This window comes from Actinomadura sp. SCN-SB (assembly GCF_043906805.1).
In the GTDB taxonomy this organism is placed as follows: Bacteria; Actinomycetota; Actinomycetes; order Streptosporangiales; family Streptosporangiaceae; genus Spirillospora.
The window spans coordinates 41,904-68,893 of sequence record NZ_JBIMPP010000012.1 but is presented as its reverse complement, the minus strand read 5'-3'; the positions used below and the strand labels follow the sequence as shown (position 1 = coordinate 68,893).

The window sequence follows — 26,990 nt, the reverse complement described above, 5'->3', positions numbered from 1 at the left end:
CCGTCGGCGCCTCGCCGCGGTGATCCCGAACGTACCGGTCCCGCCGTGTGACCTGCTACAGGCGACACCGCGCAAGTCGTACCTGCCCGACCTGTCCGGCTGCGGCTACGATGGCGTGTCCCGCTTCGGCCTGCTCTACCTGCGGGGAGGACGCGCCAACGGCCGCCAGGTGGTGCCCGAGGCGTGGGTGAAGGAGTCCACCACGCCCTCGGCGCCGTTCAACCAGGGCTACGGCCTGCACTGGTGGCTCGGGACGAACGGTGATTACATGGCGAGCGGCCTGGCCGGGCAGAAGCTCTACGTCTCGCCCGAACACCAGGTGGTCATCGTCACGTCGACGCTGGCCACGGTGCTCGGCGAGGAGGAGACCGAGACCGCGTTCCGCGCGGTGGCGGCCGCCGTGGCCAGGACGCGCGTGTCCTGACGAGAGCCCGCACCTTCGGGCCGCGAGGAGGCCGAGTCGTGAGCGTCACCGAACCGACCGTGAAGATCGCCACAGGCAGGGTGAGGGGCCACGCGGCCGGCCCCGCCGGCGGTTCGGTGACGGCCTTCAAGGGCATCCCGTTCGCGGCCGCGCCGTTCGGAGCCGACCGCTTCCTGGCTCCCCGGCCGCCCGGCCCCTGGGACGGGACCCGCGACGCCACCGCGTTCGGGCCCCGCCCGCCGCAGGGCGGCCTGGGCATGCCCTCCTCCTGGTCGTCCGCCGACGGGCTGGACTGCCTGACCGTCAACGTGTGGACGCCCGACGCGGGCGGCTCCGGCCTGCCGGTGATGGTGTACCTGTACGGCGGCGGCTACATGATCGGCTCGTCCGACCAGCCCGACTACGACGGCACCCCGCTGGCCACCGAGGGCGTCGTGGTGGTGACCTTCAACTACCGGCTCGGCATGGAGGGATTCGGGCTGGTGGAGGGCGCGCCCCCCAACCGCGCCCTGCTCGACCAGGTCGCCGCCCTGCGCTGGGTGCGCGACAACATCGCCGCGTTCGGCGGCGACCCGGCGGCCGTGACGGTGTTCGGGGAGTCCGCGGGCGCGGGCTCGATCGCCGCGCTGCTGGCGATGCCGTCCGCCCGGGGCCTGTTCGGCCGCGCGATCATCCAGAGCCTTCCCGGGCCGTTCTTCACCCCCTCCTTCGCGCGGCGCGCCGCCGAGAGCATCGCCGGCGAGCTCGGCAGGCGCCCCACCCTGGACGACCTGGCCGGGGCCGCGCCGGAGGACCTCCTGCGCGCCACCGACGCGGCCATGGCGCGGGCGATGAACGACCGCGCGCCCTGGGGGTCACCGGCCCCGTCGGCCATCCCGTTCGGCCCGGTCGTCGACGGGGAGGTGCTGCCCGAGTCCCCGTGGGCGGCGGCCGAGCGCGGCGCGACCCGCGGGGTGCCGCTGATCGCCGGGTACACCCGCGACGAGTACCGCCTGTTCATGGCGCTGCGCGAGCAGTTCGGGACGATCACCGACGAGCTGCTGGCGTGGACGATGGAGACGCTGGCCCCGGCCGGCGCCGAGAGCGTCTACCGCTCCGGCCATCCGGACGCCGACCTCGACGAGCTGTACTCCCTGGTCGTCTCCGACTGGCTGTTCCGGATGCCCACCGCGCACCTGGCCGCCGCGCACGCCAGGGCGGGGGGCACCGTCCACGCCTACGAGCTGACCTGGCCGAGCCCCGCCATGGGCGGCCTGCTCAGGTCCTGCCACGGGCTGGACGTCCCGCTGACCTTCGGGACGCTGGACGGCTGGATCGGCCTGATCGTCTTCGGCGACGCGGCGCCGCCGGAGGCGGAGGCGCTGTCGCGGCGGTTCCGCACGGCGTGGACCGCGTTCGCCTCCACCGGCGATCCCGGCTGGCCGGCGCACGAGCCCGACGGCGGCGACCTCACCCGCGTCTTCGACGTGGAGACGGCGGACGTTCCCGGCGCCGAGGCCGCGTCCCGCCGGCTCTGGGCCGATCACCGCTTCGACGCGCTGCGGTGATGGCGTCCGGCGCATCGCGTCCGTCCGTGACCGCGCGGGTGCTCGGGATCCTGGACGCGTTCACCCCGTCCAACCCCGCGCTGTCGCTGTCGGACATCAGCCGGCGCACCGGCCTGCCGCCCGCGACCGCCCACCGGCTGGTGGGCGAGCTGACCAGGTGGGGCGCGCTGGAACGCGACGAGCAGGGCATCTACCGGATCGGCCTGCGCCTGTGGGAGGTCGCGGCCCTGGCACCGCGCGGGCTGGGGCTGCGCGAGACCGCGATGCCGTTCCTGGAGGACCTGTACGAGGCCACGCACCAGAACGTGCAGCTCGCCGTGCTGGACGGCCTGGAGGTGCTGTACCTGGAGCGGATCGCCGGACGGGACGCGGTGCACGTGTTCACCCGGGTCGGGGGGCGTTTCCCGGCGCACGCGACCGGTGTGGGCCTGGCGATCCTCGCCCACTCCGACCCGGAGGTGCAGGAACGCGCGATCGAGGGCCCGCTGCCCCGCTTCACCGAGAAGACGATCTCCACGGGCGCCGAGTTGCGCCGCGCCCTCGCGGAGGTGCGCAGGACCGGGCTGGCGGTCAGCGACGGGCAGGTGGAGCTGATCGCGTTGTCGGTGGCGGCCCCGGTCTTCGGACCGGACGACAAGGTGGAGGCCGCGGTGTCGATCGTGGTGCCGTCGGAGGGCTACGACTGGCGGGTGCTGGCCCCCGCGGTGCGGGCCGCGGCGCGCGGCATCTCGCGGGCGCTGGGATCGCCGCGCGCGGCGCGGCAGCCGACGTCGGCCGTGCACGGCCACCGTCTGGAGGCGCGGCCATCGGGCCCGGTCACGCGGCCCGCCTCGGGACCGTCCCGCAGAGGGTTTCCGCTGGATGGAAGTCCCATAGCCTGACCTGCGCGGCATTGGCAAAGGTCGGGGCAGCGAGGTTCACCGCCCCGACCGACCGCAGGAGCCCGTCCCCCATGTCCGCCGGCCGCCCATCAGTGATCCGCCGCCGCGTCGCGTCCGGCGCCGGCGGTGGCGGGGCAGGCCACGGGGACGTATTCGATGATCTCGTCCGCGATGGCGCGGGCGCTGTCCTCGTACCGGCCGCGAAGCTCGTGCAGGACCTCCTGGGCGCGCAGCGCGGGCCAGCCGGGCGGCAGGTGCTGCACCGGCAGGCCCGGGTCCACCCGGACCAGGCCGAGCCACTGGGTCATCAGCCACAGGAACCTGACCAGGTCGTCGGGCGCGCCGGGGACGGGCTCCGGGCGGTCCCAGCGCTCCAGGAACGACCGGTACCCGGCGGCCAGGCCCTCCAGGTCGAACGCGTCCCGGATCATCGCGCTCACGTCGGTCGGCTCCTCCGCCGTGCCGTGGAAGACCTTGACCCGTCCGGCCAGGCCCAGGTCCGCCCCGCCGGGGGAGATCACCTCGGTGACGTCCACCCGGGACGGGGCGATCCAGGTGCCGTTGCCCAGTGGCCCGAACCCGGCCCACACCAGGCGGGAGCGCAGGTCGTGCCGCTGGCGCTGCCACGACTCGGGCATCGAGAAGGACAGCACGGTCCAGCCGCCGTCCCAGTGGGCGTTGACCGCGCCGCGCCGCAGCACCCGGGCCTCGCCGTCCAGCAGGATCCGCTCCGACCGCGCGGTGAGCCCGAAATGCATCCGGCGGCCCCTGCGGTGCCGGGCCAGCATGCCATGGCGCGCCATCCGGGTGAGGGTGGAGCGGATCGCGTGCTCGCCCACCCCGAGCCGTCCGAACACCTCGATGAAGCTGCCGGAGAACACGGCGATCTCGCGCCTCAGCACGCAGTTGCCAAGGAAGGTCAGCATGAGGGACTGGGGCCGCAGAGACGGGTATGGACGGTCCAAGGGTCGTGCTCCGATCGCTCCGCTCCTATGTTGGGCAGAATATTGACTGCCACAACATATACGCCTATGTTCGCACTACCCGCTGGCCGCCCGGCCCGCACCCGCTTCCGGCACACACGGCTCCAGCCGGCCCCACCCCAGCGATCGACCGCCCGCCCCAGCGATCGAGGAGCGCCGATGCACGACGAGGGACCCGGGTCGCCGGGCACGGCGCCCGCACCCGACGCTCCGAGCCTGAGGCCCCGCGGCACCGCCGGGACACCGCTGAGACCGCCACCGTGCGCCGGCCATGGCGGCGGCCCCTGATCCCCCGGCCAGAGGCGACGACCGGATTCCACGACGACCCCCCGTCGGGAGCGACCGAGAGAAGGTGCAGAGCACCGTGGGCAGAACCCTCACCAAAGCAAGGACGGCCGCGCTGGCCGCGCTCACCCTGCTGGCTCCCCTCACCGCCGCGTGCGGCGACTCCGAGGGCGGCGGCTCCGGCGACCCCATCAAGGTCGGCCTGATCGTCTCCGTCACCGGCAACTACACCCCGCTGGGCAGCGAGGACAAGAAGGCGGTCGAGCTGGCCGTCGAGCAGGTCAACGCCAAGGGCGGGCTGCTGGGCCGCAAGGTCGAGATCGTGTTCCGGGACGACAAGACCCAGCCCGACCAGGCCGTGCTCGGCTTCAACGCGATCAAGCGTGATATCGACGCGGTCATCGGGCCGGTGTTCTCCAACTGCGCGCTGGCGGTCGAGCCGATCGCCGAACGGGAGAAGATCCCCTACCTGTCGCTGGCGCCCGTGACCGAGCAGGTCCAGCCGATCAAGAAGTACATCTTCGTGACCCCCGCGCTGTCGGCCATGTACGCGGAGCGCTACCTCCAGTACTTCCAGAGCCAGAAGATCACCAAGGTGGCGGTGGCGCACGACCGGACCGCCAGCTACTCCGTCGCGGGCCGCAGGACGGTGGTCGAGCTGGCCGGCAAGTACGGGGTGCAGATCGTCAGGGACGAGACGTTCGAGACCACCACCAGCGACTTCAGCCCGATCTTCACCAGGATCAAGGACTCCGGCGCGCAGGCGTTCCTGTTCTGGGGCAGCGGCGCGCCCGGCGTCACGATGACCAAGCAGTACGTCGCGTCCGGCGTCAAGATCCCGCTGATGCTGACCGGTTCCCAGGCCAGCACCCTGTGGACCAAGCCCGTCGGCCAGGCCGCCGAGGGCGTCACCGTGCAGAGCGCCATCGGCGTGGTCGGCGACCACCTGCCGCCCGGCCCGCAGAAGCAGGTCATCGACCAGCTCGCCAAGCCGTACCAGCAGAAGTACGGCTACTACCCGCCGCAGTTCGCCCAGGACGGCTACAGCGCGGCGCTGCTGCTGTTCGAGGCGATCAGGAAGGCCGACAGCACCGACGGCGAGAAGATCCAGCAGGCGCTGGAGAGGATGGACCTGATCACGCCCAACGGCCGGTTCCGCTACTCCCCGACCGACCACTCCGGTCTCAGCCCCGACTACATCTCGGTCAACACCGTCAAGAACGGGCAGTTCGTCCCGACACCGTGGGCCAAGGAGCAGCTCACCAAGACGGTCTCCGGAGGGTGACGGGCTTGCTCCACATCGAAGGGATGTCCAAGCACTTCGGCGGCGTCTACGCGGTGCGCGACGTGGACCTGACCGTCGAAGAGCGTGAGCTGCGCGGCGTCATCGGGCCCAACGGCGCGGGCAAGTCGACGCTGTTCAACCTGATCGCCGGGCATCTGACGCCGGACCAGGGGACGATCGCGTTCCGCGGGCGCCCCCTGGGCCGGCTGGCCGCGCACCGCCGCGCCGCGCTCGGCATCGCGATCGTGTTCCAGGCGGCGCGGGTGTTCCGCGGCATGTCCGTCCGGGAGAACGTCATGGTCGGCGCGCACGCCGGCACGCGGGCGGGCTTCCTGACGGCCGCGCTGCGGCTGCCCGCGCACGCCCGCGAGGAACGGCTGATCAGGACCAAGGCCGACGCGGCGCTGGCCCGGGTCGGCCTGGCCGGCTGGGCCGACCGGCCCGCCGAGGCGCTGCCGCTCGGCCAGCAGCGCTCGCTGCAGCTCGCGCGGGCGCTGTGCGCGGATCCCGAGCTGCTGCTCCTGGACGAGCCCGCGTCCGGGCTGCGCGCGGCCGAACGGACCGCGCTGGCCGACCTGATCGGCGAGCTGCGCGCCACCGGGCTGACGATCATGCTGGTGGAGCACGACGTGGCGATGGTGACCCGGCTGGCCGACCGGATCACGGTGCTGGACCTGGGCCGGGTGATCGCCGACGGCACGCCCGACGAGGTCCGTTCCGACCCCCGGGTCATCGCCGCCTACCTCGGCGAAGAGGTCCGGTCATGATCGAGGTCGCGGAGCTCACCGTCCGGTACGGGTCCGCCACCGCCCTGGACCGGGTGTCGCTGACGGTCGGCGAGGGCGAGATGGTGGCGCTGGTGGGACCCAACGGCGCCGGGAAGTCCACGCTGGTGAACACGCTGTCGGGGATCGTCCCGGCGGCGTCGGGAACGGTCCGCGTCACCGGCAGGTTCGCGCACGTCCCCGAGGGCCGCCAGCTGTTCCCCGACATGACCGTCGAGGACAACCTGCGGCTGGGCGCCTGGCGCGTCAAGGACCGCGACACCACCCCCGTGTACGACCTGCTCCCCGGGCTGGACCGGCTGCGCGGACGCCGCGCCGGGAACCTGTCGGGCGGCGAGCAGCAGATGGTCGCCGTCGGCCGGGCGCTGATGGCCAAACCGGAGGTCATCGCCGTGGACGAGCTGTCGCTCGGCCTGGCGCCCATGGTGATCGACGACCTGGCCCGGCATCTGCGCGAGCTGAACGCCGAGCACGGCACCGCGGTGCTGCTCATCGAGCAGAACGCCCGGCTGGCGTTCGAGCTGTGCTCGCGCGCGTACGTGCTGGAGGCCGGGCGGATCGTCGCCGAGGGCCCGTCCTCCGAGCTGGCCAGCAGCACCGAGGTCGAGGGGGCCTACTTGGGCGGGCCCATTCAGGAGAGCCCATGAGAAGCAGCGGAGCTGTTCGGGGGGTCTGGGGGACCACCCCCAGGGGGAGCAGGGCAAGCAGCGGAGCTGTTCGGGGGGTCTGGGGGATCACCCCCAGGGGGAGCAGGGCAAGCAGCGGAGCTGTTCGGGGGGTCTGGGGGACCACCCCCAGAGAGAACACAGCAAGCAGCGGAGCTGTTCGGGGGGTCTGGGGGACCACCCCCAGGGGGAGCACATGAGTAATTTCCTGAGCTACCTGATCAACGGGCTGGCGGTGGGCTGCGGGTTCGCGCTGATCGGCAGCGGCCTCGTCGCCATCCACCGGGTCACCCGGGTCGTCAACTTCGCGCAGGCGATGTTCGCCGTCGTCGCCGGGCTCAGCGCCGCCTCCTTCCTGTCGGCCGGGCTCCCCCACGGGGTGGCGGAGCTCGCGGCGGTGCTGGTCGCGGCCGCCGCCGGGCTGGTGGTCGGCGTGCTGGCGATCGGCAGGCCCGGCACCTCCCCGTTGTCGGCGCTGATCGTCACGCTGGGCATCGGCATCTTCGCGTACGCGGTGGAGATCGTGGTCTGGGGCGACCAGCCCCGCTCGTTCACCGGGCTGCGCGGGTCGTTCACGGTCGCGGGCGTCACCGTCCAGAAGCAGTACCTGCTGATCGTCGCGGTCACCGCCCTCACCTTCACGGCGCTCGCGCTGTTCTTCGGCCGCACCTACGCGGGCAAGGGCCTGACCGCGTGCGCGTCCAACCCGTACGCGGCCCGCGTCGTCGGCATCGACGTGCGGCGGATGGGGCTGCTGGCCTTCGGGCTCGGCGGCGCCCTCGGCGGCATCGCCGGGGTGCTCGTGACGCCGCTGCAGCCGATCTCGTTCGACTCCGACGTCACGCTGATCGTCAACGGCTTCGCGGCGGCCATCTTCGGCGGCCTGCAACGGCCCGGCGCCGCGCTGGCCGGAGGGCTGGTGCTGGGCGTCGCCGAGGCCATGATCGCCGGGTATGGACTGGGCTCGTACCAGATCGAGGTGGCGCTGGGCCTGATGCTCGCCCTGATGATCTGGCAGGCCGTCCGCACCCCCGCACTGCAAGAGGAGACGGCATGACCGCGCAGGCCCAGGGGACGAGCGTCGCCTCGCTGCTGGCGCGGCTGCGCGGGCGCGGCGAAGAGGCCGGGATCCGGCTGCCGCACCTGGCCGGGCTGCTGGTGTTCACGATGGCGCTGGCCGCGGTGCTCGGCGAGGCGCAGCTGTCGGTGTTCATCCTGCTCGGCCTGGCGGCGATGGTCACCGTCGGCGTGTCCCTGCTCATGGGGTACGCGGGGCAGGTGTCGCTCGGCCAGGCCGCCTTCTACGCGGTCGGCGGGTACACGGCCGGGCTGATGAGCGTGCACGGGCTGCCGCCCCTGCTCGGGCTGGCCCTCGCCCCGGTCACGGCCGCCGTGTTCGCCGTGGTCATCGGAATCCCGCTGCTGCGGCTGCGCGGGCACCACCTGGCGTTCGCGACACTGGCGACCCAGCTGATCCTGCTGTCGCTCGCCGGCGAGCTGGAGTTCCTCGGCGGCAGCATCGGGCTCCAGGGCATCCCCCGCTTCGGCGTCGGCGGGTTCGAGCTGGAGGACGACCGCGGCTACGCGTTCCTGGTGTGGGCCGCCGTGGCCGTGGTGGTGCTCGTGGCCCGCAACGTGATCGAGTCCCGGCAGGGCCGGGGGCTGCGCGCCCTGGCCACCAGCGAGGTCGCCGCCGAGTCGGCGGGCGTCGCGGTGGGACGGTCCAAGCTGGTGGTGTTCGCCCTGTCGGCGGCGTTCGCCGGGCTGGCGGGCGGAATCTACGCCTTCTACGTCGGCTACATCGCGCCCGGCTCGTTCCCCATCCTGCTGTCCATCGAGTACGTGGTGATGGCGGTCGTCGGCGGCCTCGGCACCATCTGGGGTGCGCTCGTCGGCGCCACCGCGATCATCCTGCTGATCCAGCTGCTCAACAACATCGGAACGATGGAAGGCATGCCCAGCTACGCGCCGAGCGTGCTGTCCTACGCGGTCTACTCGGTCCTCCTGATCGCGGCCGTGCTGTTCCTCCCCGGCGGCCTCGTACCGGCCGCGCGGGAACGCCTCGTCCGCCGCCGGAACGCACCGGTGGACGGCGCCCACGTGAAAGCGCCCTCCCGGGACACGGGAGGCGAGATAACCAGGTGAAAGGGAGTCCCATGGCCCTCCGAGACACACCGCCCTTCCGCGCCGACCACGTCGGCAGCCTGCTGCGGCCCCCGGAGCTGCGCAGCGCGCGCGAAGAGCACAAGGCGGGACGGATCACGGACGAGCGGCTGCGTGAGACCGAGGACGCGGCGATCACCGAGGCCATCGCGATGCAGCGCGCCGCCGGGCTGCGCACCGTCACCGACGGCGAGTTCCGCCGCGCCTTCTGGCACATGGACTTCATCTACCAGATCGGCGGCATCGGCTCGAACGCCGACGAGCGGCTCCAGGTGAAGTTCCACCGCGCCAACGGCGACATCGAGTTCAACGTGGCCGCGCTGAAGGTCACCGAGAAGCTCCACCTCAAGGAGACGATCTTCGGGGACCACTTCACCTTCCTCAAGGAGAAGGCCGCCGGGACGGGCATGACCCCCAAGCTGACCATCCCGTCGCCGAACATGGTCCACTACCGCGGCGGGCCCGCCTCGATCTCCCCCGACGTCTACCCCGACGTCGAGGAGTTCTGGTCCGACCTGGCCGCCGTGTACGCCGACGAGGTCGCCCGGCTGGGCGACCTCGGCTGCACCTACCTGCAGTTCGACGACACCAGCCTGGCCTACCTCAACGACCCCGACCAGCGCGCCATGCTCAAGGAGCGCGGCGACGACCCCGACCACCTCCACCTGCGCTACATCAAGCAGATCAACGGCGCGCTCAAGAACCGCCCGGCCGGGATGTCGGTCACCACCCACATGTGCCGCGGCAACTTCCAGTCCGCCTGGACCGCCGCGGGCGGCTACGACTTCGTGGCCGAGGCGTTGTTCGGCGAACTCGAAGTGGACGGGTTCTTCTGCGAATGGGACGACGAACGCTCCGGCGGCTTCGAGCCCCTGCGGTTCGTCCCCAAGGGCAAGCACGTCGTGCTCGGCCTCGTCACCACCAAGACCGGCGAACTGGAGAGCAAGGACGACCTCAAGCGCCGCATCGAAGAGGCCGGCCGGTTCGTCGACGTCGACCAGCTGTGCCTGTCGCCGCAGTGCGGATTCTCCTCCACGGAGGAGGGCAACGAACTCACCCACGACGACCAGAAGCGCAAGCTGGAACTGATCGTGGAAACAGCCCAAGAGGTCTGGGGGGACTGACATATGTGGGGGGGCGACCCCCCACACCCCCCTTATGAGGCGTTGGTCGTGGTGAAGCCTGGGAGCCAGCGTTCGGCTTCGGCTCGGAAGGGGCCTTCGGCCTCCAGTTGGCAGAGCACGCCGCCGCAGCTGGTCAGGGCGCGGGCGACGGCCATGTACTGCGGGGGCAGCCGCAGTTGCCTGGCCAGGCCGCCGGGGCGCATGTCGGTGGCGATGGTGAAGCCGCGGGTGGTCTCCTGGCGCATCCACTCGCGGGTGTAGTGGAACGTCTCGGTGGTGAACGGGTAGGAGTGCGCGGACACCACCGCCGCCCACTCTTCGGCGTTCACCTCCCCGTCGGGGGCCAGGAAGCCCTCGTCACGGGCGGCCTGCACCATCTCCTCGGGGCTGCCCAGGGTGCCGATCCGCAGCAGCCGGCCGATCGACCATTGCAGCTCGGCCGGGACGCGGGCGGCGCCGCCGAAGTCCAGGACGCCCAGGCGGCCGTCGTCCAGCATCCGGAAGTTGCCGGGATGCGGGTCGATGTGGATCAGCTCGCAGCGGGCGGGGCCCGACAGCAGGAACCGGAACAGCAGGAGGCCGGCCCGGTCGCGCAGCTCCTGCGGCCCCTCGGCGATCACCTTGGACATCGGGGTGCCGTCCAGCCACTCGGTGACCAGCACGTGGCCGGACTGGGCGACGACGGCGGGGACGACGAAGTCGGGGTCGCCGTCGTAGGCGGCGTGGAAGGCCGACTGGGCACGGGCCTCGTCGTCGTAGTCCAGCTCCTTCTCCAGCCGCCGCTTCAGGTCGGCCACGACCGGCTTGACCTCGACGCCGGGGAACAGCGGGGTGATCAGGCGGCTGAGCCTGGAGATCTGGTTGAAGTCGCTCATCAGCGCCTTCCCGGCGCCGGGGTACTGGACCTTGACGGCGACGGCGCGGCCGTCGTGCCAGACCGCCTTGTGCACCTGGCCGATGGACGCGGCCGCGGCGGGGTCGTCGTCGAACTCCAGGAAGTGGTCGCGCCAGTCCTCGCCCAGGTTCTCCGCCAGGACCCGGTGCGTCGTGGCGACCGGCATCGGCGGCGCGGCCTCCTGCAGCCGGGTGAGGCTGGCGCGGAACGGGCCGGCGACCTCCTCGGGCAGGCCGGCCTCGAAGACCGACAGGAGCTGGCCGACCTTCATCGCGCCGCCCTTGAGCTCGCCCAGCACCCGGAAGAGCTGGTCGGCGGTGCGCCGCTGCACCTCCAGCGCCACCGCCTCGGCGGGGCGGCCGAAGGTGCGCTTGCCGAGGCCCAGCGCCGTCCTCCCGGCGAAGCCCAGGGGGAGGCTCGCCAGTTTGGCGCTTCGCGTGACCGCGCGGCGGGGGATGTCACTCACGGCCGACCGTCCCTTGGTATCGACAGACCGCTCGGTGGGGGTGGATCACCGGATCCGGTGATCGCAGCCTTTCATGCACAGCGATCCGCGGTGAAGGAAGATTCCCCCACCGGGGAGGGAACTCAGGCGTCCCCGCGGCCGTCCCTTCCGGCCGGGCGCAGCAGCAGCTCGATGACCTCCAGCGCCGTGTCGATCTCCGGCCGGCTGCCGCCGAGGTGGTGCGCGTACAGGAACGAGTCGGAGATCCGCACGATCGCCTGGGCGAGCGTGCGGGTGGGCAGCGGCACGTCCAGCGCGCCGCGGTCGATCTCACGCTGGATCTCCCTGCTGAGGAGCGCCGTGGCACGTTCCTCGATCGGGCCGGGGGTGGTGGCGAGCCGTACGAACAGCCGCGGCTCGCGCTCGGTGAACGCCTTGAGCGGCGCGGCGTCCACGACGGCCCGCATGAACCGCTCCAGGACGTCCAGCAGCCTGTCCGCGCCGGTGCCGCGCGCCCCGCGCAGCGCGACCCGGAAGGTGCGCTCGGTCATCTCCGCCAGGATGGTGGCCAGCAGCTGCTCACGGCTGCCGACCCAGCGGTAGAGGGTGGCGCGGCCCACACCCAGCTCGGCGGCCAGCGCGGACATGTCGATCGGGTCGCCGTCCAGGTAGTGCGCGGTCGCCACCGCGATCGCCTGTTCCGGCCCCAACGCGCGGCCCTCCGGGTCCTCGGCCGTGGCTCTTCGAACCCGACTCACCCACCAAGGATCGCATAGACCACGCCGCCGGGCCGCGTCCTTCATCCCTCCAGGTCGAGGTCGGTCTCCAGGTCGTGTTCGTCCAGGTGGTCCTCCAGGTCGCCGTCGAGCAGCGCGTCGAAGAGGCCGTCGGTGCCCTCCTCGTCGGGCAGCAGCACGTTCTGGTCGTCGATCCAGGCGCTCGCCCCGGTCGGGAGGGTCACGAACGTGACGCGGCCGGGACCGATCCGGGCCAGCCGCAGCGCGAGCGTCCGCAGCGTCCCGAACTCGGTCTCCGAGTCCACCGCCAGCGAGCCGCTGGCGGCCCGCAGGAACGCGTCCAGCCGCCACGGGTTGGTCATCAGGCCCGAGTCCGCGGCCTTGTCGGCCAGCGCCTTCAGGAACGCGTGCTGGCGCCGTACCCGGTCCAGGTCGCTGCCGGACAGGCCCTTGCGCTCGCGGACGAACCGCAGCGCCTCCTCGCCGTCGAGGTGGTTGCGGCCGGCGGGCCACGACCAGCCGTTGCTGGGGTCGTGGATCGGCCGGTCGAGGTGGATGTCGACGCCGCCGAGCGCGTCGGTCATGGTCTTGAAGCCGGTGAAGTCGAGGGCGGCGACATGGTCGACGCGCACCCCGCTGATGGACTCCACCGTCTCGGCCAGCAGCCGCGACCCGCCCTTCGCGAACGCGGAGTTGATCTTGCCTTCGTCGCCGCCGGGGATGTCCACCCACAGGTCGCGGGGGAAGGAGATGACGTAGGCCCGGCCGCCCTCCTCCGGCATGTGCAGCAGCATGATCGTGTCGGCGCGGGCGCCGCCGCCGGGGCGCCACTTGTCCGCGGCGGGGGCGCCGCGCAGGTCCGACCCGACCAGCAGCCAGTTCTGCCCGGCGTCCTCGGCGGGACGCTCCCGCGAGCCGGTCGGCAGCGCGTCGGGAAGGCGCTGGATGTTGCGGTCGTAGGTGCCGGTCCGCCAGGACACCAGGGCCACCACCGCCAGGGCCGTCGTCACACCGGCGATCATGAATCCGGTCAGGAGCCGCAGGCCCCTGCCCCGGCGGCTCCACGACCCGCCCCGCAGCCGTCCGCGCGACGACGGGCCGCCCATGACGCGTCACCTCCGGCGCCGGTGTACGTTTTGCCCTGGTTTGATCCCCTTTCCGGGAAACGACGATCACATCGCCAGGGTTCCGTCCGGACGCGATCAGGTGCCGGCCGGCTCGTTCGCTCCGGTCAACGGCAGGCCCACGTAGTTCTCGGCCAGGCTTGCCGCGGCGGCCCGGGACGAGGCCACGTACTCCAGGTGCGAGCGTTGCAGCCTGCGGGCGAACTCGTCGGCCTGCGGGTCGACATGCAGCAGGGTGGTCATCCAGTACGAGAAGTGCTCGGCCCTCCAGACCCGCTTCAGGCACGCCCGGGAGTAGTCGTCCAGCAGCGACTCCGAGCCGGAGGCGTACCGCTCGGCGAACGCCCGTGCCAGCAACGTCACGTCCGAGACCGCGAGGTTGAGGCCCTTGGCGCCGGTCGGCGGGACGATGTGCGCGGCGTCCCCGGCCAGGAACAGCCGGTCATGCCGCATCGGCTCGGCCACGAAGCTGCGCATCGGGGTGATCGCCTTGTCGGTGATCGGGCCCTCCCGCAGCGTCCAGCCGTCGTCGGTGGCGAACCGCGCCGCCAGCTCGGACCAGATCCGCTCGTCCGGCCAGGCGGCGAGGTCCTCGTCCGGGGAGACCTGGAGGTAGAGGCGGCTGACCTTGGGCGAGCGCAGGCTGTGCAGGGCGAAGCCGCGGTCGTGGTTGGCGTAGATCAGCTCGTCGGTGGACGGCGGGACGTCGGCCAGCACGCCCAGCCACGCGAACGGGTACTCGCGCGAGAACGTGCGCAGCCCCGGCACCGCCGGCCTGCTCACGCCGTGGAATCCGTCGCATCCGGCGATGTAGTCGCACTCCAGCACGTGCGTGCGGCCGTCCTGCCGGAAGGTGACGCTCGGCCCGGACGGATCCACCTCCAGCGCCGGCGCCTCGAACCGGACGTCGCCGCCGTCGGCCAGCCGCCGCGCCACCAGATCCTTGACGATCTCGGTCTGGGCGTAGATCGTCACGGTGCGGCCGGTCAGCTCGTACAGCGGGATGCGGTGCCCGGCGCCGCCGAACCGCAGCTCAAGGCCGTGATGCACCAGGCCCTCGCGGTCGAGCCGGTCCCCCACCCCGCTGTCGCGCAGGACGTCGGTGGTGCCCTGCTCCAGCATCCCGGCGCGCTGCCGGTGCTCCACGTACTCCCGGTCGCGGCTCTCCAGCACCACCGAGGCGATGCCCTGCCTGTGCAGGAGATGCGACAGCAGCAGTCCGGCCGGTCCGGCGCCCACGATGGCGACCTGGGTCCGCATGGTTCCTCCTCCTCGGCCTGTCTCCCTGCGATCTTCGAGGGCTCCACCGCGGGTTCAGGAGCTGAGCTTCCGCACAGTGGAAGGCGGTTCGGGTACCGGGCCGGCCTCGTCCGCGATCGCGACCGGGCCGCTGCGCCAGTGCGCGGCCACGTCCCGCGACAGCGCGCGGGCCGCCGTGGTCAGCGGAGGCAGCAGCCGCCGGATGTCGGCGCTGCGCGTGTGGGTCACCAGGGACAGCGCGGCCACCACGGCGCCGCGGCCGTCCCGCACGGGCACGCCGACCGACGCGGCCCCGACCGACATCTCGTCGCGGGTGAGGGCGAACCCGTTGTTCCGCACCAGCTCCAGGCACCGGCGCAGCTCTCCGGGATCGGTGATGGTGCGGGGCGCGTGCCGCTCCAGCCCCTTGGCCAGGATCGCCTCCCTGACCTCCTCGGGCGCGTACGCCAGCAGCACCTTGCCGACCCCGGTGGTGTGCAGCGGCAGGGTGCCGCCGACCTGGGTGAGGAGCGGGACCGACCGGGTGCCGCGCAGCCGCTCGACGAACAGCGCCTCCCCGTCGCGCATCACCGCGAGCTGCACGTTGTCGTGGGTGGCCTCGTACAGGTCCTCCATGTGCGGCAGCGCCAGCTCGCGCAGCCCGGTGACCGCCGGGGCCTGGCTGCCGATCCGCCACAGCCGGGTGCCGATCCGGTACGTGCCGTCCGGCACGCGTTCCAGGAAGCCGCCCGCGACCAGCTCGCCGACCAGCCGGTGCCCGGTGGCCAGCGGCAGCCCGGCACGCCGGCAGATCTCGCTCAGGTTGAGACGGACCCCGCCGAGCGCGAACGCGTCCAGGATCGCCATCACCTTGCCCGCCACGCTCGGCGGACGCCCGCGCTCCGGCATGGTCCCCTCGGTCTCGTCCCGCTACGGCTCCCCCGCGCCCCGGTCGTCCTCCTCCTCGGCGAGCGCCCGCTGTGCCACGGCGAAGGCCGAGTTGGCCGCGGGGACTCCACAATAGATGGCCGTCTGCAGCAGGACCTCCTTGATCTCGTCCGGGGTGAGCCCGTTGCGCAGCGCGGCCCGCACGTGCATGGCCAGCTCCTCCAGGTGGCCGCGGGCGACCAGCGCGGTGAGGGTGACGCAGCTACGGGTCCGGCGATCCAGCCCGGGACGGGTCCAGATCTCGCCCCAGGCGTACCGGGTGATCAGGTCCTGGAAGTCGGCGGTGAACTCGGTGGTGCGGCCCTGGGCGCGGTCCACATGGGCGTCGCCGAGCACCTCGCGGCGCACCTTCATGCCGGCGTCGTACCGCCGCTCGTCGTTCATCGGGGCCCCTCCCAGGCACGGTCCAGATGCTCGTTGATCGCTCGGGCGGCCTCGGCGGGACGCTCCACCACCGCCAGATGGCCCGCGCCCTCCAGGACGGTGAGCGCGGCGCCGGGGATGCCGCCGGCCAGCCGGTCGGCGTGACCGGCGGGCGGGGTGGGCAGGTCCTCCGCACCGGCGATCACCAGGGTCGGCGCGGACACCTCGCCCAGCCGGGCGGTCGCGTCGAACAGCGCGAGCGCGTCGCAGCACTGCGCGTACCCCTCGGGGTCGGTGCCGCGCAGCATCTCCACGTACGGTCCGGCGCCGGTGAAGCCGGGGGCGAACCAGCGTCCCGCGGCGGTGTCGGCGACCGGGCCGACGCCCTCGCGGCGGACCAGCGCGGCGCGTTCCCGCCACGCCTCGGGCGGTCCGAACCGCGGCGAGGTGCAGATCAGGACGAGGGCGCCGACGCGTTCGGGCGCCGCCAGCGCGAGCGCCGTGCCGACGGCGCCGCCGAGCGACACCCCGGCGTAGGCGACCCGGCCGGCGCCGAGGCCGTCGAGCGTCTCCTCCAGCGCCGCGGCCACGTCCTCCACGGTGAAGCCGCGGTCGGGGGACGGTGATCCGCCGTGGCCGGGCAGGTCGTAGCGCAGCACCCGCCGGTGGGCGGTCAGCGCGGGCAGGACCGGGTCCCACAGGCCCGTGGTCGTGCCCAGGGACGGGCCGAGGACGACGACGGGCGCGTCCGGCGGCCCGTCGAACCGATGATGCAGGATCATGCTTCTCCGTGGGCGGGGTCGTCAGGGGGGCGGCCCGCGCGGTAGGTCCCGGCCGCGCGGTCGGCGAGCACGGCCGCCGCGCCGGTGCCGGTGGACGAGCCGGTGTCCCTCAGGATCTCCAGCAGGCCGTCCAGATTGCCGGCCATCCGCTCGGGCGCGACCTCCAGGCCCGCGGCGAGGTCGGCGGCCAGCTCGGCGGCGCCGCCGGTCAGCCGCAGGCACTCGCGCAGCGGCTGCCATTCGGCGTGCCACTCCCCGAACGGCCGCTCGTGCGCGGCGTTCAGCGCGGCCAGCAGGACCTGCGCGTACGCGGGGACCTGGAGCGCCGCGGAGCGGATCATGATGGCCATCGCCGGGTTGCGCTTGTGCGGCATCGCCGAGGACCCGCCGCGTCCGGGCGCCGCCGGCTCGGCGAGCTCGTCGACCTCGCTCTGCGCGAGCAGGACGACGTCGGTGGCGAGCTTGCCGAGCGCCCCCGCGGTCACCGCCAGCGCGGCGCCCAGGTCGGCCACCGGGGTACGGCGGGTGTGCCAGGGCGCGGGGGGCGCGGCCAGCCCGGTCTCGCCGGCGTACGCGGCCATCAGGTCGAACGCCTGGCCGCCGTACGCGTCGAGGGTTCCGGCGGCGCCGCCGAGCTGGACGGGCAGCGACACCGCCGCGAGCCGTTCGCGGGCGTCGAGCAGGCCCCGCAGCCACCCGCCCGCCTTCGCGCCGAAGGTGGTGGGCAGCGCCTGGCGGCCCAGCGTGCGGCCCGCGATCGGGGTGTCGCGGTACCGCTCCGCGATTCCGGCCAGCGCGCCCGCCGCCCGGTCCAGGTCGCCGAGGACGACGCGCCGGGCGCGGGACGCGACGAGCATGGCGGCGGTGTCGAGGACGTCCTGGCTGGTGGCGCCGTGATGGACGTACCGCCCGTTGTCCCCCGCGAGCCGCCGCAGGTCGGCGACGAGGGGCACCACCGGGTTGGCCGCCGCCCGCGCGCGCACGGCCAGGCCGGGCAGGTCGAACCGGTCCGGCACGGCCGCCGCGGCGATGGCCTCGGCCGCCGGCGCCGGGATGATCCCGAGCTTCGCCTGTGCGCGCGCCAAGGCGGTCTCGGCGTCCAGCAGCGCCCCCAGCCACGCGAGGTCACCCGTGGCCTTCTCGGCCTCGGTGCCCGCCCGGACCGGTGACAGCAGACCCGCGTCCGGCGAGACCGGCGCCCCGACCTCCGGGAAGGCTTCGCCCTTCGGCGGGCGATCAGATGGCAAGGAAGACCGTCTCCCGTTCACCCTGGAGGCGGACGTCGAACCGGTACGTGCCGTCCGCCTCACGCTCGGCGATCAGCGTAGCGCGGCGTTCCTCCGGCACCTCGCCGAGGAACGGGTCGGTGGTGTGCGCCTCGGCGTCCTCGGGGAAGTACAGGCGGGTGAACACGGGCTTGAGCAGGCCCCGCGCGAACACCAGCACCGAGATGTAGGGGGCGCCCTCCCCCACCGCGCCGGGCTTGACCGTGCTGAACCAGAAGCCGCCCGCGGCGTCGGAGGCGCAGCGGCCGAACCCGGAGAAGCCGTGCCCGGCGCGGCGCAGCCCGCCGGGCCGCCGGGGGATCTCGCCGTTCTCGTCCGCCTGCCGGATCTCCACCAGCGCGTCGGGCACGGGGTCGCCCGCCCCGTCCAGGACGCGGCCGCGGATGGTGATCGCGCCGGGCGCCCAGCCGGGGGTGACCAAGGGGCCGTCGTCGTAGGGCAGCCCGAAGCCGAAGAACGGGCCGACGGTCTGCGACGGCGTGAGGGCGGGCGTGGTCATTCAGTCCTCCACCGGGGTGTCGCCGAGCAGGATGTCCCACTGGTAGCCCAGCGCCCATTCCGGCTCGGTGGTGTCCAGGTCGAAACGGGAGACCAGCAGCTCCCTGGCCTTGGGGTCGGGGATCGAGTTCATGATCGGGTCGTACTCGAACAGCGGGTCGCCGGGGAAGTACATCTGGGTGACCAGCCGCTGGGTGAACGCGGTCCCGAACACCGAGAAGTGGATGTGCGCGGGCCGCCAGGCGTTGTGGTGGTTGCGCCACGGGTAGGCGCCCGGCTTGATCGTGACGAACCGGTAGCGGCCCTCGTCGTCGGTGAGGCAGCGCCCGGCCCCGGTGAAGTTGGGGTCGAGCGGCGCGGGATGCTGGTCGCCCTCGTGGATGTACCGGCCGCACGCGTTGGCCTGCCAGATCTCCACCAGCGCGCCGCGCACGGGCCTGCGCGTGCCGCCCTCCAGCACCCGCCCGGTGACGATGATCCGTTCCCCGATCGGCTCGCCCGCGTGCCGCCGGGTCAGGTCGGCGTCCAGCGGGTGCAGCTCCTGGTGCCCGAACACCGGGGAGGTCAGCTCGACGCTGTCCGGCCCCAGCTTGGGCATGACCAGCTCCTGCGACGGCGCGCGGAGCACGGTGCTGCGGTAGCCGGGGTACAGGTAGGGAGGATGGTTGGGGTGGGTCATGCCCGGAGACCTTCCTTCACGTCGGGTTCGGTGCGCGCGCGGATCTCGTCGGCGGTCACGCCGGGCGCGGTCTCGACCAGCACGAGGCCGCCGCCGGTGACCTCCAGCACGCCCAGCTCGGTGATGATCAGGTCGACGCAGCCGGCGCCGGTCAGCGGCAGGTCGCACTCGTTCACGATCTTGGGGGAGCCGTCCCTGCTGGTGTGCGCCATCACCACGATGACCCGGCCGGCGCCGTGCACCAGGTCCATCGCCCCGCCCATGCCCTTGATCATCTTGCCGGGCACCGACCAGTTGGCCAGGTCGCCGCGGGCCGACACCTGCATGGCGCCCAGCACCGCCACGTCGATATGGCCGCCGCGGATCATGCCGAAGGACAGCGAGGAGTCGAAGTAGGCGGCCCCCGGCCGCACGGTGACCGTCTCCTTGCCCGCGTTGATCAGGTTCGGGTCGACCTCGTCCTCGTACGGGTACGGGCCGACGCCGAGGATCCCGTTCTCGGCGTGCAGGACCACCTCGCGTCCCGGCGGGATGTGCGCGGGGATCAGCGTGGGCAGGCCGATGCCGAGGTTGACGTAGGCGCCGTCGGGCAGCTCGGCGGCGGCCCTGGCCGCGATCTCGTCCCTGGACCAGGGCATCAGTCCCGTCCCTCCCGCTCGGTGACCGTGCGCTTCTCGATCGGCTTGTCCGCGGCCTGCTCGGGGGTGAGCCGGACGACGCGCTGGACGAACACGCCCGGCAGGTGCACCGCGTCGGGGTCGAGCTCGCCGGGCTCGACCAGCTCCTCGACCTCGGCGAGGGTGACGCGGCCCGCCATGGCGCACAGCGGGTTGAAGTTGCGGGCGGCCTTGTCGAAGATCAGGTTGCCGTGCCGGTCCCCGCGGGCGGCGCGCACCAGCGCGAAGTCGGTGGTGATGCTCTCCTCCAGGACGTACTGGCGGCCGCCGAACTCCCGCACCTCCTTGGGCGGTGAGGTCACCGCGACGGTGCCGTCGGGGGCGTACCGCCACGGCAGCCCGCCCTCGGCGATCATGGTGCCGACACCGGCGGGGGTGTAGAACGCGGGGATCCCGGCGCCGCCGGCCCGCATCTTCTCGGCCAGCGTGCCCTGCGGCATCAGCTCCAGCTCGATCTCCCCGGCCAGGTACTGCCGGGCGAACTCCTTGTTGTCGCCGACGTAGGAGCCCTGCGCCCGCGCGATCCGCCCGGCGGCCAGCAGCCTGCCCAGCCCGCGCCCGTCGAGCCCGCAGTTGTTCGACACCACGCGCAGGCCGCCCGAGCCTCGCTCGTAGAGGGCGTCGATCAGGACGGTGGGCACCCCGCACAACCCGAACCCGCCGACGGCCAGCGACGCCCCGTCGCCGATGTCGGCGACGGCCTCCGCCGCCGAGGCCACGACCTTGTCCATGCCCGTACCAAGGCCCATACCGTGCCGTGCCTCCCCACACGCAGCGCGGCCACGCCTCCGGGCCGCGGGTGCCTTCACACTGGCATGCGTCGTCCCCGATGACACACCCGAGTTTCCGCCGAGTGGAAGAGTCCGGGAAGGTTCCCGGCGGTGCCCGGACCGGTCAGGCCGGGAGCGTCCTGGGGAGCCCGAAGGTGGCGAACAGGTCGCCCTCGAAGTCGAAGAAGGCCGACACGTGGCCGACGCTCTCGCGGCCGTCCTCGCCGCGGACGACGTCGAGGACCTGGAGCTGGAACGGGTGGTAGACGCCGTCGTCGCCGCGCCGGTACATGGCGAAGGCGGGCTGGCCGTTGGCGCCCGTGGGCACCATCCGCAGCTCGCCGGGCTCGGGACCGCACTGGGCGATGATGAGCCGGACGATCGGCTCGGCGCCGCGGAACCACTGCGGGAACGGCGGCATCTCCCAGACCGCGTCCTCCTTGAACAGCTCGACCAGGCCCTTGATGTCGGCGTTCTCGAAGAGGGAGGCGTAGCGGTCCAGCAGCCGGCGCTGGTCGGGGTCGGTGGGCTCGACCAGCTCGTCCTCGCTGGGCCCGACCTCCTTGAGCTGGGCGCGGGCGCGCTGCAGGGCGCTGTTGGCGGACGCGACGGAGATCTCCAGCAGCTCGGCGACCTCGGCGGCCTTCCACTTGAGCACGTCCCGCAGGATCAGCACCACCCGCTGGTTGGGCGGCAGGTGCTGGAGCGCGGCGACGAAGGCCAGCCGGGTGGACTCGCGGGAGGCGACGATGGTGGCGGGGTCGGCGGCGTCGGCGCCGATCACCGCGTCCGGCACCGGCTCCAGCCACGGCACCTCGGGGGAGGCCACGACGGGGCGCTCGGGCTCGTCGCTGGGCGCGCCCAGGCCGGAGGGCATGGGACGGTTGCCGCGCTGGTCGATGGCGGTCAGGCAGACGTTGGTCGCGATCCGGTACAGCCAGGTGCGCAGGGACGAGCGGCCCTCGAAGTTGCCGTAGGAGCGCCAGGCGCGCAGGTAGGTCTCCTGCACGAGGTCTTCGGCGTCGTGGATGGAGCCCAGCATCCGGTAGCAGTGCGCCAGCAGTTCCCTGCGGTAGGGGTCGGTGACCCGCTGGAAGTCCTGCTCGTCGACGGCGCTGTTCGCCATGGTGTCGTCACCTTCTTCGGGGGGCGTGCCGGGCCGTTCACGACCGTAGGCGACGCCACCGACAGTTCTGGCGCGGGACCCACATGATACGGGCCGGCCTGCGGTGCCTCAGATCCTTGCCGGACGCGGCCCGGCCGTCCCGGCGGGTCACCGCGGGACGATCATGGTGACGCCCGCGGGGCCCGGGGCGTCCATGGCGGCCAGGGCGGCGGGCGCCTCGTCCAGGCCGATGATCCGGTGCACCAGCGCGCCGGGGCGCAGCGTGCCGGCGCGGACCTGCTCCAGCATCGGCTCGTAGGCGTGGGCGGCCATCCCGTGGCTGCCCAGGATCTCCAGCTCCAGGGCGATGACCCGGTCCATGGGCAGGTCGGCGCGTCCCGCGGCGGCCGGCAGCAGGCCGACCTGGACGTGCCGGCCGCGCCGCCGCAGGCACTCCACCGAGGCGCGGGCGGTGGCCGGGGCGCCGAGGGCGTCCAGCGACACGTGCGCGCCACCGCCGGTGATCTCGCGCACGGCCGCGGCGGGGCCGGAGGCGCCGAGGGCGGAGGCGTCGACCACGGCCGCGGCGCCGAGGCCGCGGGCCAGGTCGAGGGCGCCGGCGGAGATGTCGACGGCCACCACCCGCGCGCCGGCCGCGACCGCGATCATCACGGCGGACAGCCCGACGCCGCCGCAGCCGTGCACCGCCACCCACTCCCCCGGCGCCGCGCGTCCCTGGGCCAGGACGGCGCGGTACGCGGTGGCGAACCGGCATCCCAGGCCCGCCGCCGCGGTGAAGGCCATGTCGTCGGGCAGGCCGATCAGGTTGAGGTCGGCGTTGCGCACGGCCACGTGCTCGGCGAACGACCCCCAGTGGTCGAAGCCCGGCTGCGCCTGGTTCTCGCAGACCTGCTGGTCGCCCGCGGCGCAGGAGGCGCAGCGCCCGCACGCGCACGCGAACGGCACGGTGACGCGGTCACCGGCGCGCCACCGGGTGACCCGGGCGCCGGTCTCGGCGACCACGCCCGCCAGCTCGTGGCCGGGCACGTGCGGGAACGCGGTGATGCCGGGGTCGTGCCCCTGCCAGCCGTGCCAGTCGCTGCGGCACAGGCCGGTCGCCTCCACCCTGATCACGGCCCCGTCCTCGGGGACGGCGGGGTCGGGCACGTCCCGCACCTCCAGCGGCCCGCCGAACGCCTCGTACACCACGGCCCTCATGGATCACCCTCCCGCGCTGTCCCCCGGCCGCGCGTAACGGTAGCGCGGACCCCGGCCGGTCGCGGCGGGCCTCCGGCTCAGAACTCGAAGCCGCCCGGCCGGCCGTTGCGGTCGGCCAGCAGCCCCGCCAGGGTCGCGATCGCGATCTCCGGGGGCGTGCGGGAGCCGATGTTGAGACCGATCGGCCGGTGCACCCGGGCGATGTCGTCGGCGGGCACTCCCAGCTCGGTGAGGGCGGGGACGTGCGGGGCCGGGTGCCGCGGGTTGCCCATGACGCCGACCCACCGGACCGGCAGGGCCAGCACGTCGCGCAGAACGGGCCCCAGCTCGGCACGGTGATGGTCGGTCACCACGACGTCGGCCGCGGCCCCCAGGCCGCCGGGCGGCTCGGTGACGACCTCGAAGGGCGCGAAGCGCGGATCGTCGGCGCGTTCCTTGTCCGGCTCCAGGAGCAGGCCGCGGAAGCCCAGGTCGGTGCCGTACCGCAGCAGGTGCTCGGCGACCGGTGAGGAGAACACGGCGACCAGGACGCGGTCGGAGCGCTCGGGCGCGACGTCGCCATGGGCGACCGCGCACGCGGGATCGGTGGCCGGATCGTTGGAGACCATGCCCGCAGTGTGCCCCGCCGCCCGCGAGGCGGTCCAGCCGGGCGACGCGGGCAAAGCCGGGCGCAACCTTTCGTCAACGGCGACGAAACACTTTCTTCTGAGCGGGTATACCTCCACCCTAGAGTGCACATCATTTCGTGGCGTGCGGCTCGGGAGGAACAGTGAACGCGAGACCGGAGGGCGGCCCGCGCGTGGTCGTGGGAGTCGACGACTCCGCCGGGGCCCGCTGCGCGCTGTCATGGGCCATCGGGGAGGCGCGGCTGCGCGGTCTGCCGCTGGTGGTCGTCCACGCCGCGCCGCTGCCCCCGCACGTGTCGGCCGCGGGCCAGCTCGGCTGCGGCGTGACCGAGGCGCTCCGCGGCGCGGGCGCCGAGCTGATCGCCAGGCTGCTGGACGAGGTCGCGGGCGGCGCGCCCCACGGGCTGGAGCTGACCGCGCTGGCCCTGGTCGGCGAGCCGGGCGCGACGCTGGTGAGGCTGGCCAGGGAGAACGACATCCTGGTCGTGGGGCGCGGTGAGCGCGGGCTGCTGTCCCGGCTGCTGAGACCCTCGGTGAGGTTGCATTGCGCGCGCCGCGCCAAGGCCACGTTCGTGTGCGTCCGGCCGCCCGCGCTGGAGAGCCTGCTGGAGACCCTGACGTCCCGGCAGGGGGCGCCGGAACAGGCGTCCGACCGTTCCCTGATCCGCCGCCTGAGCCGCCGCCCCCGCCACATCTGACACCGGGCCGCGTCTGACCGGGTCCCGTCTCCGAGTGGCAGGGGTGCGGGCGGCGGGCGGCCGTCAGGCCGGCGGGAGGTCCACCAGGTCCGCCAGGGCGGCGCGGTGGTGGTCGGCGGTGCCCAGGGCGATCGCGGCGCTCTTGGCCCGTTTGAGGTAGAGGTGCGCGGGGTGCTCCCAGGTGAACCCGATGCCTCCGTGCATCTGGACGCACTCCTCGGCGGCCTTCACCGCGATCGGCGAGCAGTGCGCCTGGGCGACCGCGACGGCCACGGGGGCGTCGGCGTCGTCGTCGGCCACGCAGGACGCCGCGTACCTGGCCACCGCGCGGACCTCGGCGACCGCGGTCCACAGGTCGGCGAGGCGGTGCTTGAGTCCCTGGTAGGAGCCCACGGGACGGCCGAACTGGTACCGGGTCTTGAGGTACTCGACGGTGGTGTCCAGGCAGCGTCCGGCCAGGCCGAGCTGCTCGGAGGCCAGCATCGCGGCGCCGGTGGACAGCGCGGCGCGCACCGTGCCGTCCCCTTCGGCGACGAGCCGCGCCGGGGCGGCGGCGAAGGACAGGTCGCACAGCCGCCGGGTCATGTCGAGGGAGATCACGGGTGTGCGGGCGGCGTCAGCGGCGTCCACCGCGTACAGGGCGCCCGAGGCGGGGACGAGCAGCACGTCGGCGGCCTGCCCGTCCGCGACGCCCGCGACCTCGCCGGTGAGCGTCCCGTCGTCCGCCCGGACGGTGCCGCCCACGGGCGCGCCGGGCGCGGTGCCCAGCGGGACGGCGAGCACGGCGATCCGCTCGCCCGAGGCGACCTGGGGCAGCAGGTCGCGGTCGCCCGCGGCCAGCAGCGCCGCCGCCCCGAGCACGGCCGACCCCAGGAACGGCACGGGCGCCACCGCCCGTCCCAGCTCCTCCATGACCACGGCCGTCTCCCGCCAGGTGGCGCCCGCGCCGCCCAGGTCCTCGGGGACGGGCAGCCCGGTCACGCCCATCTGGGCGAGCGCCTGCCACAGCGCGGTGTCGTACGGGTCGTCCTTCTCGACGCCGGCGAGCACGCCGGTCCACTGGGCCTTGTCGTCGAGCAGCTCGCGGACGCCGGCGCGCAGATCGTCCTCGATCTCGCTGTAGAGCAGGTCCTTCACTTGGGCAGGTCCTTCCAGGGCACGTCCTTGTCCACGCGGATCTCCCCGGGCAGGCCCAGGATCCGCTCGGCGATGATGTTGCGCAGGATCTCCGAGGTGCCGCCCTCGATGGAGTTGCCCTTGGCGCGCAGGTAGCGGTAGCCGCCGGAGCGGCGGGTGAAGTCCACGCCCGCGGGGCGCCGCATCGTCCAGTCGTCGTAGCGCAGGCCCTCGTCGCCGAGCAGCTCCAGCTCCAGGCCGGAGACCTCCTGATTGACGCGGGCGTAGGCGAGCTTGGTGGCCGAGCCCTCGGGGCCGGGCATGCCCGCCGCCAGCGACTGCCGCAGGCGCGCTCCGGTGAGCCGTGCCGCCTCGGCCTCCACCCACAGCCGCAGCAGCCGGTCGTGCAGGCCGGAGGTGCGCAGCTCGGGACGATCCCGCCACAGCGCCGCGACGACGCCGATGATGCCGCCCTCGCGCGGGACGGCCGCGCCGCCGATCGCGACGCGCTCGTTCATCAGCGTGGTGGTGGACACCTTCCAGCCGTCGCCGACCGCGCCGAGCCGGTGCTCGTCGGGGATCCGCACGTCGGTCAGGAAGACCTCGTTGAACTCGGCCTCGCCGGTGATCTGCCGCAGCGGCCGCACCTCGACGCCGGGAGCGTGCATGTCGCAGATGAAGTAGGTCATGCCGCGGTGCTTGGGCACGTCGGGGTCGGTCCGGGTGACCAGCAGCGCCCAGCGCGCCTCGTGCGCCAGCGACGTCCACACCTTCTGGCCGGTGACGAGCCAGCCGTCGCCGTCGCGGACGGCACGGGTGGCCAGCGCGGCCAGGTCCGATCCGGCGCCGGGCTCGCTGAACAGCTGGCACCAGATCTCCTCGCCCGTCCACAGCGGGCGCAGGAACCGTTTGCGCTGCTCTTCGGTGCCGACCGCGAGGATGGTGGGAGCGGCCATGCCGAGGCCGATCGGGTTGCGCTCGGCCCGCTGGCGGGGCGCCCCGGCCGCGGTCAGCTCGGCCTCCACGACGGCCTGCAGCTCGCGGGGCAGGCCCAGCCCGCCCAGCCCTTCGGGGTAGTGCACCCAGGCGAGCCCGGCGTCGAACCTGGCGCGCAGGAACTCCAGCGGCTCGGTGGCCTTCGGGTCGTGCTCGTCCAGGAAGGCACGGACGCGCTCGCGCAGCGCGGCGGCGTCGGGCGGTGCGGTGCTCGGGGGTGCGGTGCTCACGGGGGGCCAACCTCCATTGCACATACCAACCGGTCGGTACGTGCTCACCCTAGGAACCGCGCCCGCCCGCGTCAACGGAACCCGGTGGTTCCCCGCGAGCCCTGTGGCCGGGCACAACGCCGCCCGGCATCCGCGTGTTGCGCGCACGATCGCCGGGCGGAGGGGTACGGGCCGGTCCGGGGTTACTTCCGGCGCGCCACGTCGTACAGGGCGCAGCCCATCAGCTCCAGGGGCACCCGGAGCCGCGGGCGACGGGGCCCACGACCTGGTCGACGTAGCCCAGCCGCCGGGCCGCGGCGTTGACGGGGCGGTGGTGACGTTGCCGGAGCCGTCCAGGGACAGCAGCCGGTAGGTGGTGGCGGGCGCGTGGCTGGTGGCGACGATGTCGTTCTGGAAGCAGAACAAAGGCGTGCGAC

Annotated in this window: 28 protein-coding genes; 10 read left to right on the top strand and 18 right to left on the bottom strand. The window is 73.5% G+C overall.

The features are described from left to right. Positions 1 to 19: 19 nt before the first annotated feature. The 3 genes from ACGWYJ_RS10730 to ACGWYJ_RS10720 are packed head-to-tail and all read left to right on the top strand — an operon-like array spanning position 20 to position 2,852. Complete coding sequence (locus tag ACGWYJ_RS10730; protein WP_395105647.1) at positions 20 to 424, top strand: hypothetical protein; 405 nt, start codon at positions 20 to 22, stop codon at positions 422 to 424. A 38-nt stretch (positions 425 to 462) separates the two neighbouring features. After that, positions 463 to 1,971 carry a carboxylesterase/lipase family protein gene (locus ACGWYJ_RS10725; protein WP_395105646.1) on the top strand — a complete coding sequence of 503 codons (1,509 nt, stop codon included), beginning with the start codon at positions 463 to 465 and terminating at the stop codon, positions 1,969 to 1,971. 26 nt (positions 1,972 to 1,997) lie between these two features. Then, on the top strand, positions 1,998 to 2,852 hold the full coding sequence (locus ACGWYJ_RS10720; protein WP_395105645.1) for an IclR family transcriptional regulator: 855 nt from the start codon (positions 1,998 to 2,000) through the stop codon (positions 2,850 to 2,852). Between the two features lie 89 nt (positions 2,853 to 2,941). Here the strand turns inward: ACGWYJ_RS10720 and ACGWYJ_RS10715 are convergent, their stop codons facing one another. Further along, positions 2,942 to 3,817 (bottom strand): PaaX family transcriptional regulator C-terminal domain-containing protein, encoded by an 876-nt coding sequence (locus ACGWYJ_RS10715; protein ID WP_395105643.1) that lies wholly within the window; start codon positions 3,815 to 3,817, stop codon positions 2,942 to 2,944. Positions 3,818 to 4,199: 382 nt separating this feature from the next. Between ACGWYJ_RS10715 and ACGWYJ_RS10710 the strand changes: the two genes are divergently transcribed. From ACGWYJ_RS10710 to ACGWYJ_RS10685, 6 genes are all read left to right on the top strand, one after another. Next, on the top strand, positions 4,200 to 5,405 hold the full coding sequence (locus ACGWYJ_RS10710; protein ID WP_395105641.1) for an ABC transporter substrate-binding protein: 1,206 nt from the start codon (positions 4,200 to 4,202) through the stop codon (positions 5,403 to 5,405). Continuing rightward, positions 5,402 to 6,172, top strand: coding sequence for an ABC transporter ATP-binding protein (locus ACGWYJ_RS10705; RefSeq protein ID WP_395105639.1), 771 nt, complete (start codon positions 5,402 to 5,404; stop codon positions 6,170 to 6,172). The genes ACGWYJ_RS10710 and ACGWYJ_RS10705 overlap by 4 nt, the downstream gene beginning before the upstream one ends. Continuing rightward, complete coding sequence (locus ACGWYJ_RS10700) at positions 6,169 to 6,837, top strand: ABC transporter ATP-binding protein (RefSeq protein ID WP_395105638.1); 669 nt, start codon at positions 6,169 to 6,171, stop codon at positions 6,835 to 6,837. The genes ACGWYJ_RS10705 and ACGWYJ_RS10700 overlap by 4 nt, the downstream gene beginning before the upstream one ends. 214 nt (positions 6,838 to 7,051) lie before the next feature. Further along, positions 7,052 to 7,912, top strand: coding sequence for a branched-chain amino acid ABC transporter permease (locus tag ACGWYJ_RS10695; RefSeq protein ID WP_395105636.1), 861 nt, complete (start codon positions 7,052 to 7,054; stop codon positions 7,910 to 7,912). Beyond that, entirely contained in the window at positions 7,909 to 9,000 is a 1,092-nt protein-coding gene (locus tag ACGWYJ_RS10690) for a branched-chain amino acid ABC transporter permease (RefSeq protein WP_395105634.1), read from the top strand. The genes ACGWYJ_RS10695 and ACGWYJ_RS10690 overlap by 4 nt, the downstream gene beginning before the upstream one ends. Positions 9,001 to 9,011: 11 nt before the next feature. Further along, positions 9,012 to 10,142 carry a 5-methyltetrahydropteroyltriglutamate--homocysteine S-methyltransferase gene (locus tag ACGWYJ_RS10685; RefSeq protein WP_395105632.1) on the top strand — a complete coding sequence of 377 codons (1,131 nt, stop codon included), beginning with the start codon at positions 9,012 to 9,014 and terminating at the stop codon, positions 10,140 to 10,142. A 32-nt stretch (positions 10,143 to 10,174) separates the two neighbouring features. On the opposite strand, the gene ACGWYJ_RS10680 is transcribed toward ACGWYJ_RS10685, so the two are convergent. The 15 genes from ACGWYJ_RS10680 to ACGWYJ_RS10610 form a co-directional block, all read right to left on the bottom strand. Further along, the gene (locus ACGWYJ_RS10680; RefSeq protein WP_395105630.1) at positions 10,175 to 11,503 is read right to left on the bottom strand and encodes an ABC1 kinase family protein; all 1,329 of its coding nucleotides are present in this window, start codon (positions 11,501 to 11,503) and stop codon (positions 10,175 to 10,177) included. 122 nt (positions 11,504 to 11,625) lie between these two features. Continuing rightward, complete coding sequence (locus tag ACGWYJ_RS10675; protein ID WP_395105628.1) at positions 11,626 to 12,240, bottom strand: QsdR family transcriptional regulator; 615 nt, start codon at positions 12,238 to 12,240, stop codon at positions 11,626 to 11,628. A gap of 41 nt (positions 12,241 to 12,281) precedes the next feature. Next, positions 12,282 to 13,325, bottom strand: a complete 1,044-nt coding sequence (locus ACGWYJ_RS10670) for an LCP family protein (RefSeq protein ID WP_395105626.1) — start codon at positions 13,323 to 13,325, stop codon at positions 12,282 to 12,284. Positions 13,326 to 13,421: 96 nt separating this feature from the next. Further along, entirely contained in the window at positions 13,422 to 14,603 is a 1,182-nt protein-coding gene (locus tag ACGWYJ_RS10665) for a 4-hydroxybenzoate 3-monooxygenase (RefSeq protein WP_395105624.1), read from the bottom strand. A gap of 54 nt (positions 14,604 to 14,657) precedes the next feature. Beyond that, positions 14,658 to 15,491: an IclR family transcriptional regulator gene (locus tag ACGWYJ_RS10660; protein ID WP_395105622.1), complete on the bottom strand. Its 834-nt coding sequence runs from the start codon at positions 15,489 to 15,491 to the stop codon at positions 14,658 to 14,660. 21 nt (positions 15,492 to 15,512) lie between these two features. Next, positions 15,513 to 15,914, bottom strand: coding sequence for a 4-carboxymuconolactone decarboxylase (gene pcaC / locus ACGWYJ_RS10655; RefSeq protein ID WP_395105620.1), 402 nt, complete (start codon positions 15,912 to 15,914; stop codon positions 15,513 to 15,515). After that, positions 15,911 to 16,675 (bottom strand): alpha/beta fold hydrolase, encoded by a 765-nt coding sequence (locus ACGWYJ_RS10650; RefSeq protein ID WP_395105619.1) that lies wholly within the window; start codon positions 16,673 to 16,675, stop codon positions 15,911 to 15,913. The genes pcaC and ACGWYJ_RS10650 overlap by 4 nt, the downstream gene beginning before the upstream one ends. After that, positions 16,672 to 17,922: a 3-carboxy-cis,cis-muconate cycloisomerase gene (gene pcaB, locus ACGWYJ_RS10645; RefSeq protein WP_395105617.1), complete on the bottom strand. Its 1,251-nt coding sequence runs from the start codon at positions 17,920 to 17,922 to the stop codon at positions 16,672 to 16,674. The genes ACGWYJ_RS10650 and pcaB overlap by 4 nt, the downstream gene beginning before the upstream one ends. Next, a complete protein-coding gene (pcaG, locus tag ACGWYJ_RS10640) occupies positions 17,912 to 18,460 on the bottom strand; it encodes a protocatechuate 3,4-dioxygenase subunit alpha (RefSeq protein ID WP_395105616.1) in 549 nt (182 codons plus the stop codon). Before pcaG ends, pcaB begins: the two co-directional genes overlap by 11 nt. Continuing rightward, positions 18,461 to 19,138 carry a protocatechuate 3,4-dioxygenase subunit beta gene (pcaH, locus tag ACGWYJ_RS10635; RefSeq protein WP_395105614.1) on the bottom strand — a complete coding sequence of 226 codons (678 nt, stop codon included), beginning with the start codon at positions 19,136 to 19,138 and terminating at the stop codon, positions 18,461 to 18,463. Beyond that, the gene (locus tag ACGWYJ_RS10630; protein WP_395105612.1) at positions 19,135 to 19,776 is read right to left on the bottom strand and encodes a CoA transferase subunit B; all 642 of its coding nucleotides are present in this window, start codon (positions 19,774 to 19,776) and stop codon (positions 19,135 to 19,137) included. Before ACGWYJ_RS10630 ends, pcaH begins: the two co-directional genes overlap by 4 nt. Further along, entirely contained in the window at positions 19,776 to 20,546 is a 771-nt protein-coding gene (locus ACGWYJ_RS10625; RefSeq protein WP_395105772.1) for a CoA transferase subunit A, read from the bottom strand. The genes ACGWYJ_RS10630 and ACGWYJ_RS10625 overlap by 1 nt, the downstream gene beginning before the upstream one ends. Positions 20,547 to 20,709: 163 nt before the next feature. Then, the gene (locus ACGWYJ_RS10620; RefSeq protein ID WP_395105611.1) at positions 20,710 to 21,711 is read right to left on the bottom strand and encodes a sigma-70 family RNA polymerase sigma factor; all 1,002 of its coding nucleotides are present in this window, start codon (positions 21,709 to 21,711) and stop codon (positions 20,710 to 20,712) included. Between the two features lie 147 nt (positions 21,712 to 21,858). Next, entirely contained in the window at positions 21,859 to 22,908 is a 1,050-nt protein-coding gene (locus ACGWYJ_RS10615) for a zinc-dependent alcohol dehydrogenase family protein (protein ID WP_395105609.1), read from the bottom strand. A gap of 77 nt (positions 22,909 to 22,985) precedes the next feature. Continuing rightward, positions 22,986 to 23,516: an XdhC family protein gene (locus ACGWYJ_RS10610; protein WP_395105608.1), complete on the bottom strand. Its 531-nt coding sequence runs from the start codon at positions 23,514 to 23,516 to the stop codon at positions 22,986 to 22,988. Between the two features lie 161 nt (positions 23,517 to 23,677). On the opposite strand from ACGWYJ_RS10610, the gene ACGWYJ_RS10605 reads away from it, so the two are divergent. Next, positions 23,678 to 24,232 (top strand): universal stress protein, encoded by a 555-nt coding sequence (locus tag ACGWYJ_RS10605; RefSeq protein WP_395105606.1) that lies wholly within the window; start codon positions 23,678 to 23,680, stop codon positions 24,230 to 24,232. 63 nt (positions 24,233 to 24,295) lie between these two features. Here ACGWYJ_RS10605 and ACGWYJ_RS10600 read toward each other — a convergent pair whose 3' ends face one another. Next, complete coding sequence (locus ACGWYJ_RS10600; protein WP_395105604.1) at positions 24,296 to 25,369, bottom strand: acyl-CoA dehydrogenase family protein; 1,074 nt, start codon at positions 25,367 to 25,369, stop codon at positions 24,296 to 24,298. Further along, positions 25,366 to 26,574 (bottom strand): acyl-CoA dehydrogenase family protein, encoded by a 1,209-nt coding sequence (locus ACGWYJ_RS10595; protein WP_395105602.1) that lies wholly within the window; start codon positions 26,572 to 26,574, stop codon positions 25,366 to 25,368. Before ACGWYJ_RS10595 ends, ACGWYJ_RS10600 begins: the two co-directional genes overlap by 4 nt. Between the last annotated feature and the right edge of the window lie 416 nt (positions 26,575 to 26,990).

Bases quoted from the DNA above. Each gene is read 5' to 3' on its own strand.
- ACGWYJ_RS10625 (WP_395105772.1), bottom strand. From the start codon at position 20,546: ATGGACAAGGTCGTGGCCTCGGCGGCGGAGGCCGTCGCCGACATCGGC.
- pcaH (WP_395105614.1), bottom strand. From the start codon at position 19,138: ATGACCCACCCCAACCATCCTCCCTACCTGTACCCCGGCTACCGCAGC.
- ACGWYJ_RS10660 (WP_395105622.1), bottom strand. From the start codon at position 15,491: ATGCCGGAGCGCGGGCGTCCGCCGAGCGTGGCGGGCAAGGTGATGGCG.
- pcaC (WP_395105620.1), bottom strand. From the start codon at position 15,914: ATGAACGACGAGCGGCGGTACGACGCCGGCATGAAGGTGCGCCGCGAG.
- ACGWYJ_RS10670 (WP_395105626.1), bottom strand. From the start codon at position 13,325: ATGGGCGGCCCGTCGTCGCGCGGACGGCTGCGGGGCGGGTCGTGGAGC.
- ACGWYJ_RS10700 (WP_395105638.1), top strand. From the start codon at position 6,169: ATGATCGAGGTCGCGGAGCTCACCGTCCGGTACGGGTCCGCCACCGCC.
- ACGWYJ_RS10615 (WP_395105609.1), bottom strand. From the start codon at position 22,908: ATGAGGGCCGTGGTGTACGAGGCGTTCGGCGGGCCGCTGGAGGTGCGG.
- ACGWYJ_RS10610 (WP_395105608.1), bottom strand. From the start codon at position 23,516: ATGGTCTCCAACGATCCGGCCACCGATCCCGCGTGCGCGGTCGCCCAT.
- pcaG (WP_395105616.1), bottom strand. From the start codon at position 18,460: ATGACCACGCCCGCCCTCACGCCGTCGCAGACCGTCGGCCCGTTCTTC.
- ACGWYJ_RS10685 (WP_395105632.1), top strand. From the start codon at position 9,012: ATGGCCCTCCGAGACACACCGCCCTTCCGCGCCGACCACGTCGGCAGC.
- ACGWYJ_RS10695 (WP_395105636.1), top strand. From the start codon at position 7,052: ATGAGTAATTTCCTGAGCTACCTGATCAACGGGCTGGCGGTGGGCTGC.
- ACGWYJ_RS10650 (WP_395105619.1), bottom strand. From the start codon at position 16,675: ATGATCCTGCATCATCGGTTCGACGGGCCGCCGGACGCGCCCGTCGTC.
- ACGWYJ_RS10690 (WP_395105634.1), top strand. From the start codon at position 7,909: ATGACCGCGCAGGCCCAGGGGACGAGCGTCGCCTCGCTGCTGGCGCGG.
- ACGWYJ_RS10630 (WP_395105612.1), bottom strand. From the start codon at position 19,776: ATGCCCTGGTCCAGGGACGAGATCGCGGCCAGGGCCGCCGCCGAGCTG.
- ACGWYJ_RS10620 (WP_395105611.1), bottom strand. From the start codon at position 21,711: ATGGCGAACAGCGCCGTCGACGAGCAGGACTTCCAGCGGGTCACCGAC.
- ACGWYJ_RS10665 (WP_395105624.1), bottom strand. From the start codon at position 14,603: ATGCGGACCCAGGTCGCCATCGTGGGCGCCGGACCGGCCGGACTGCTG.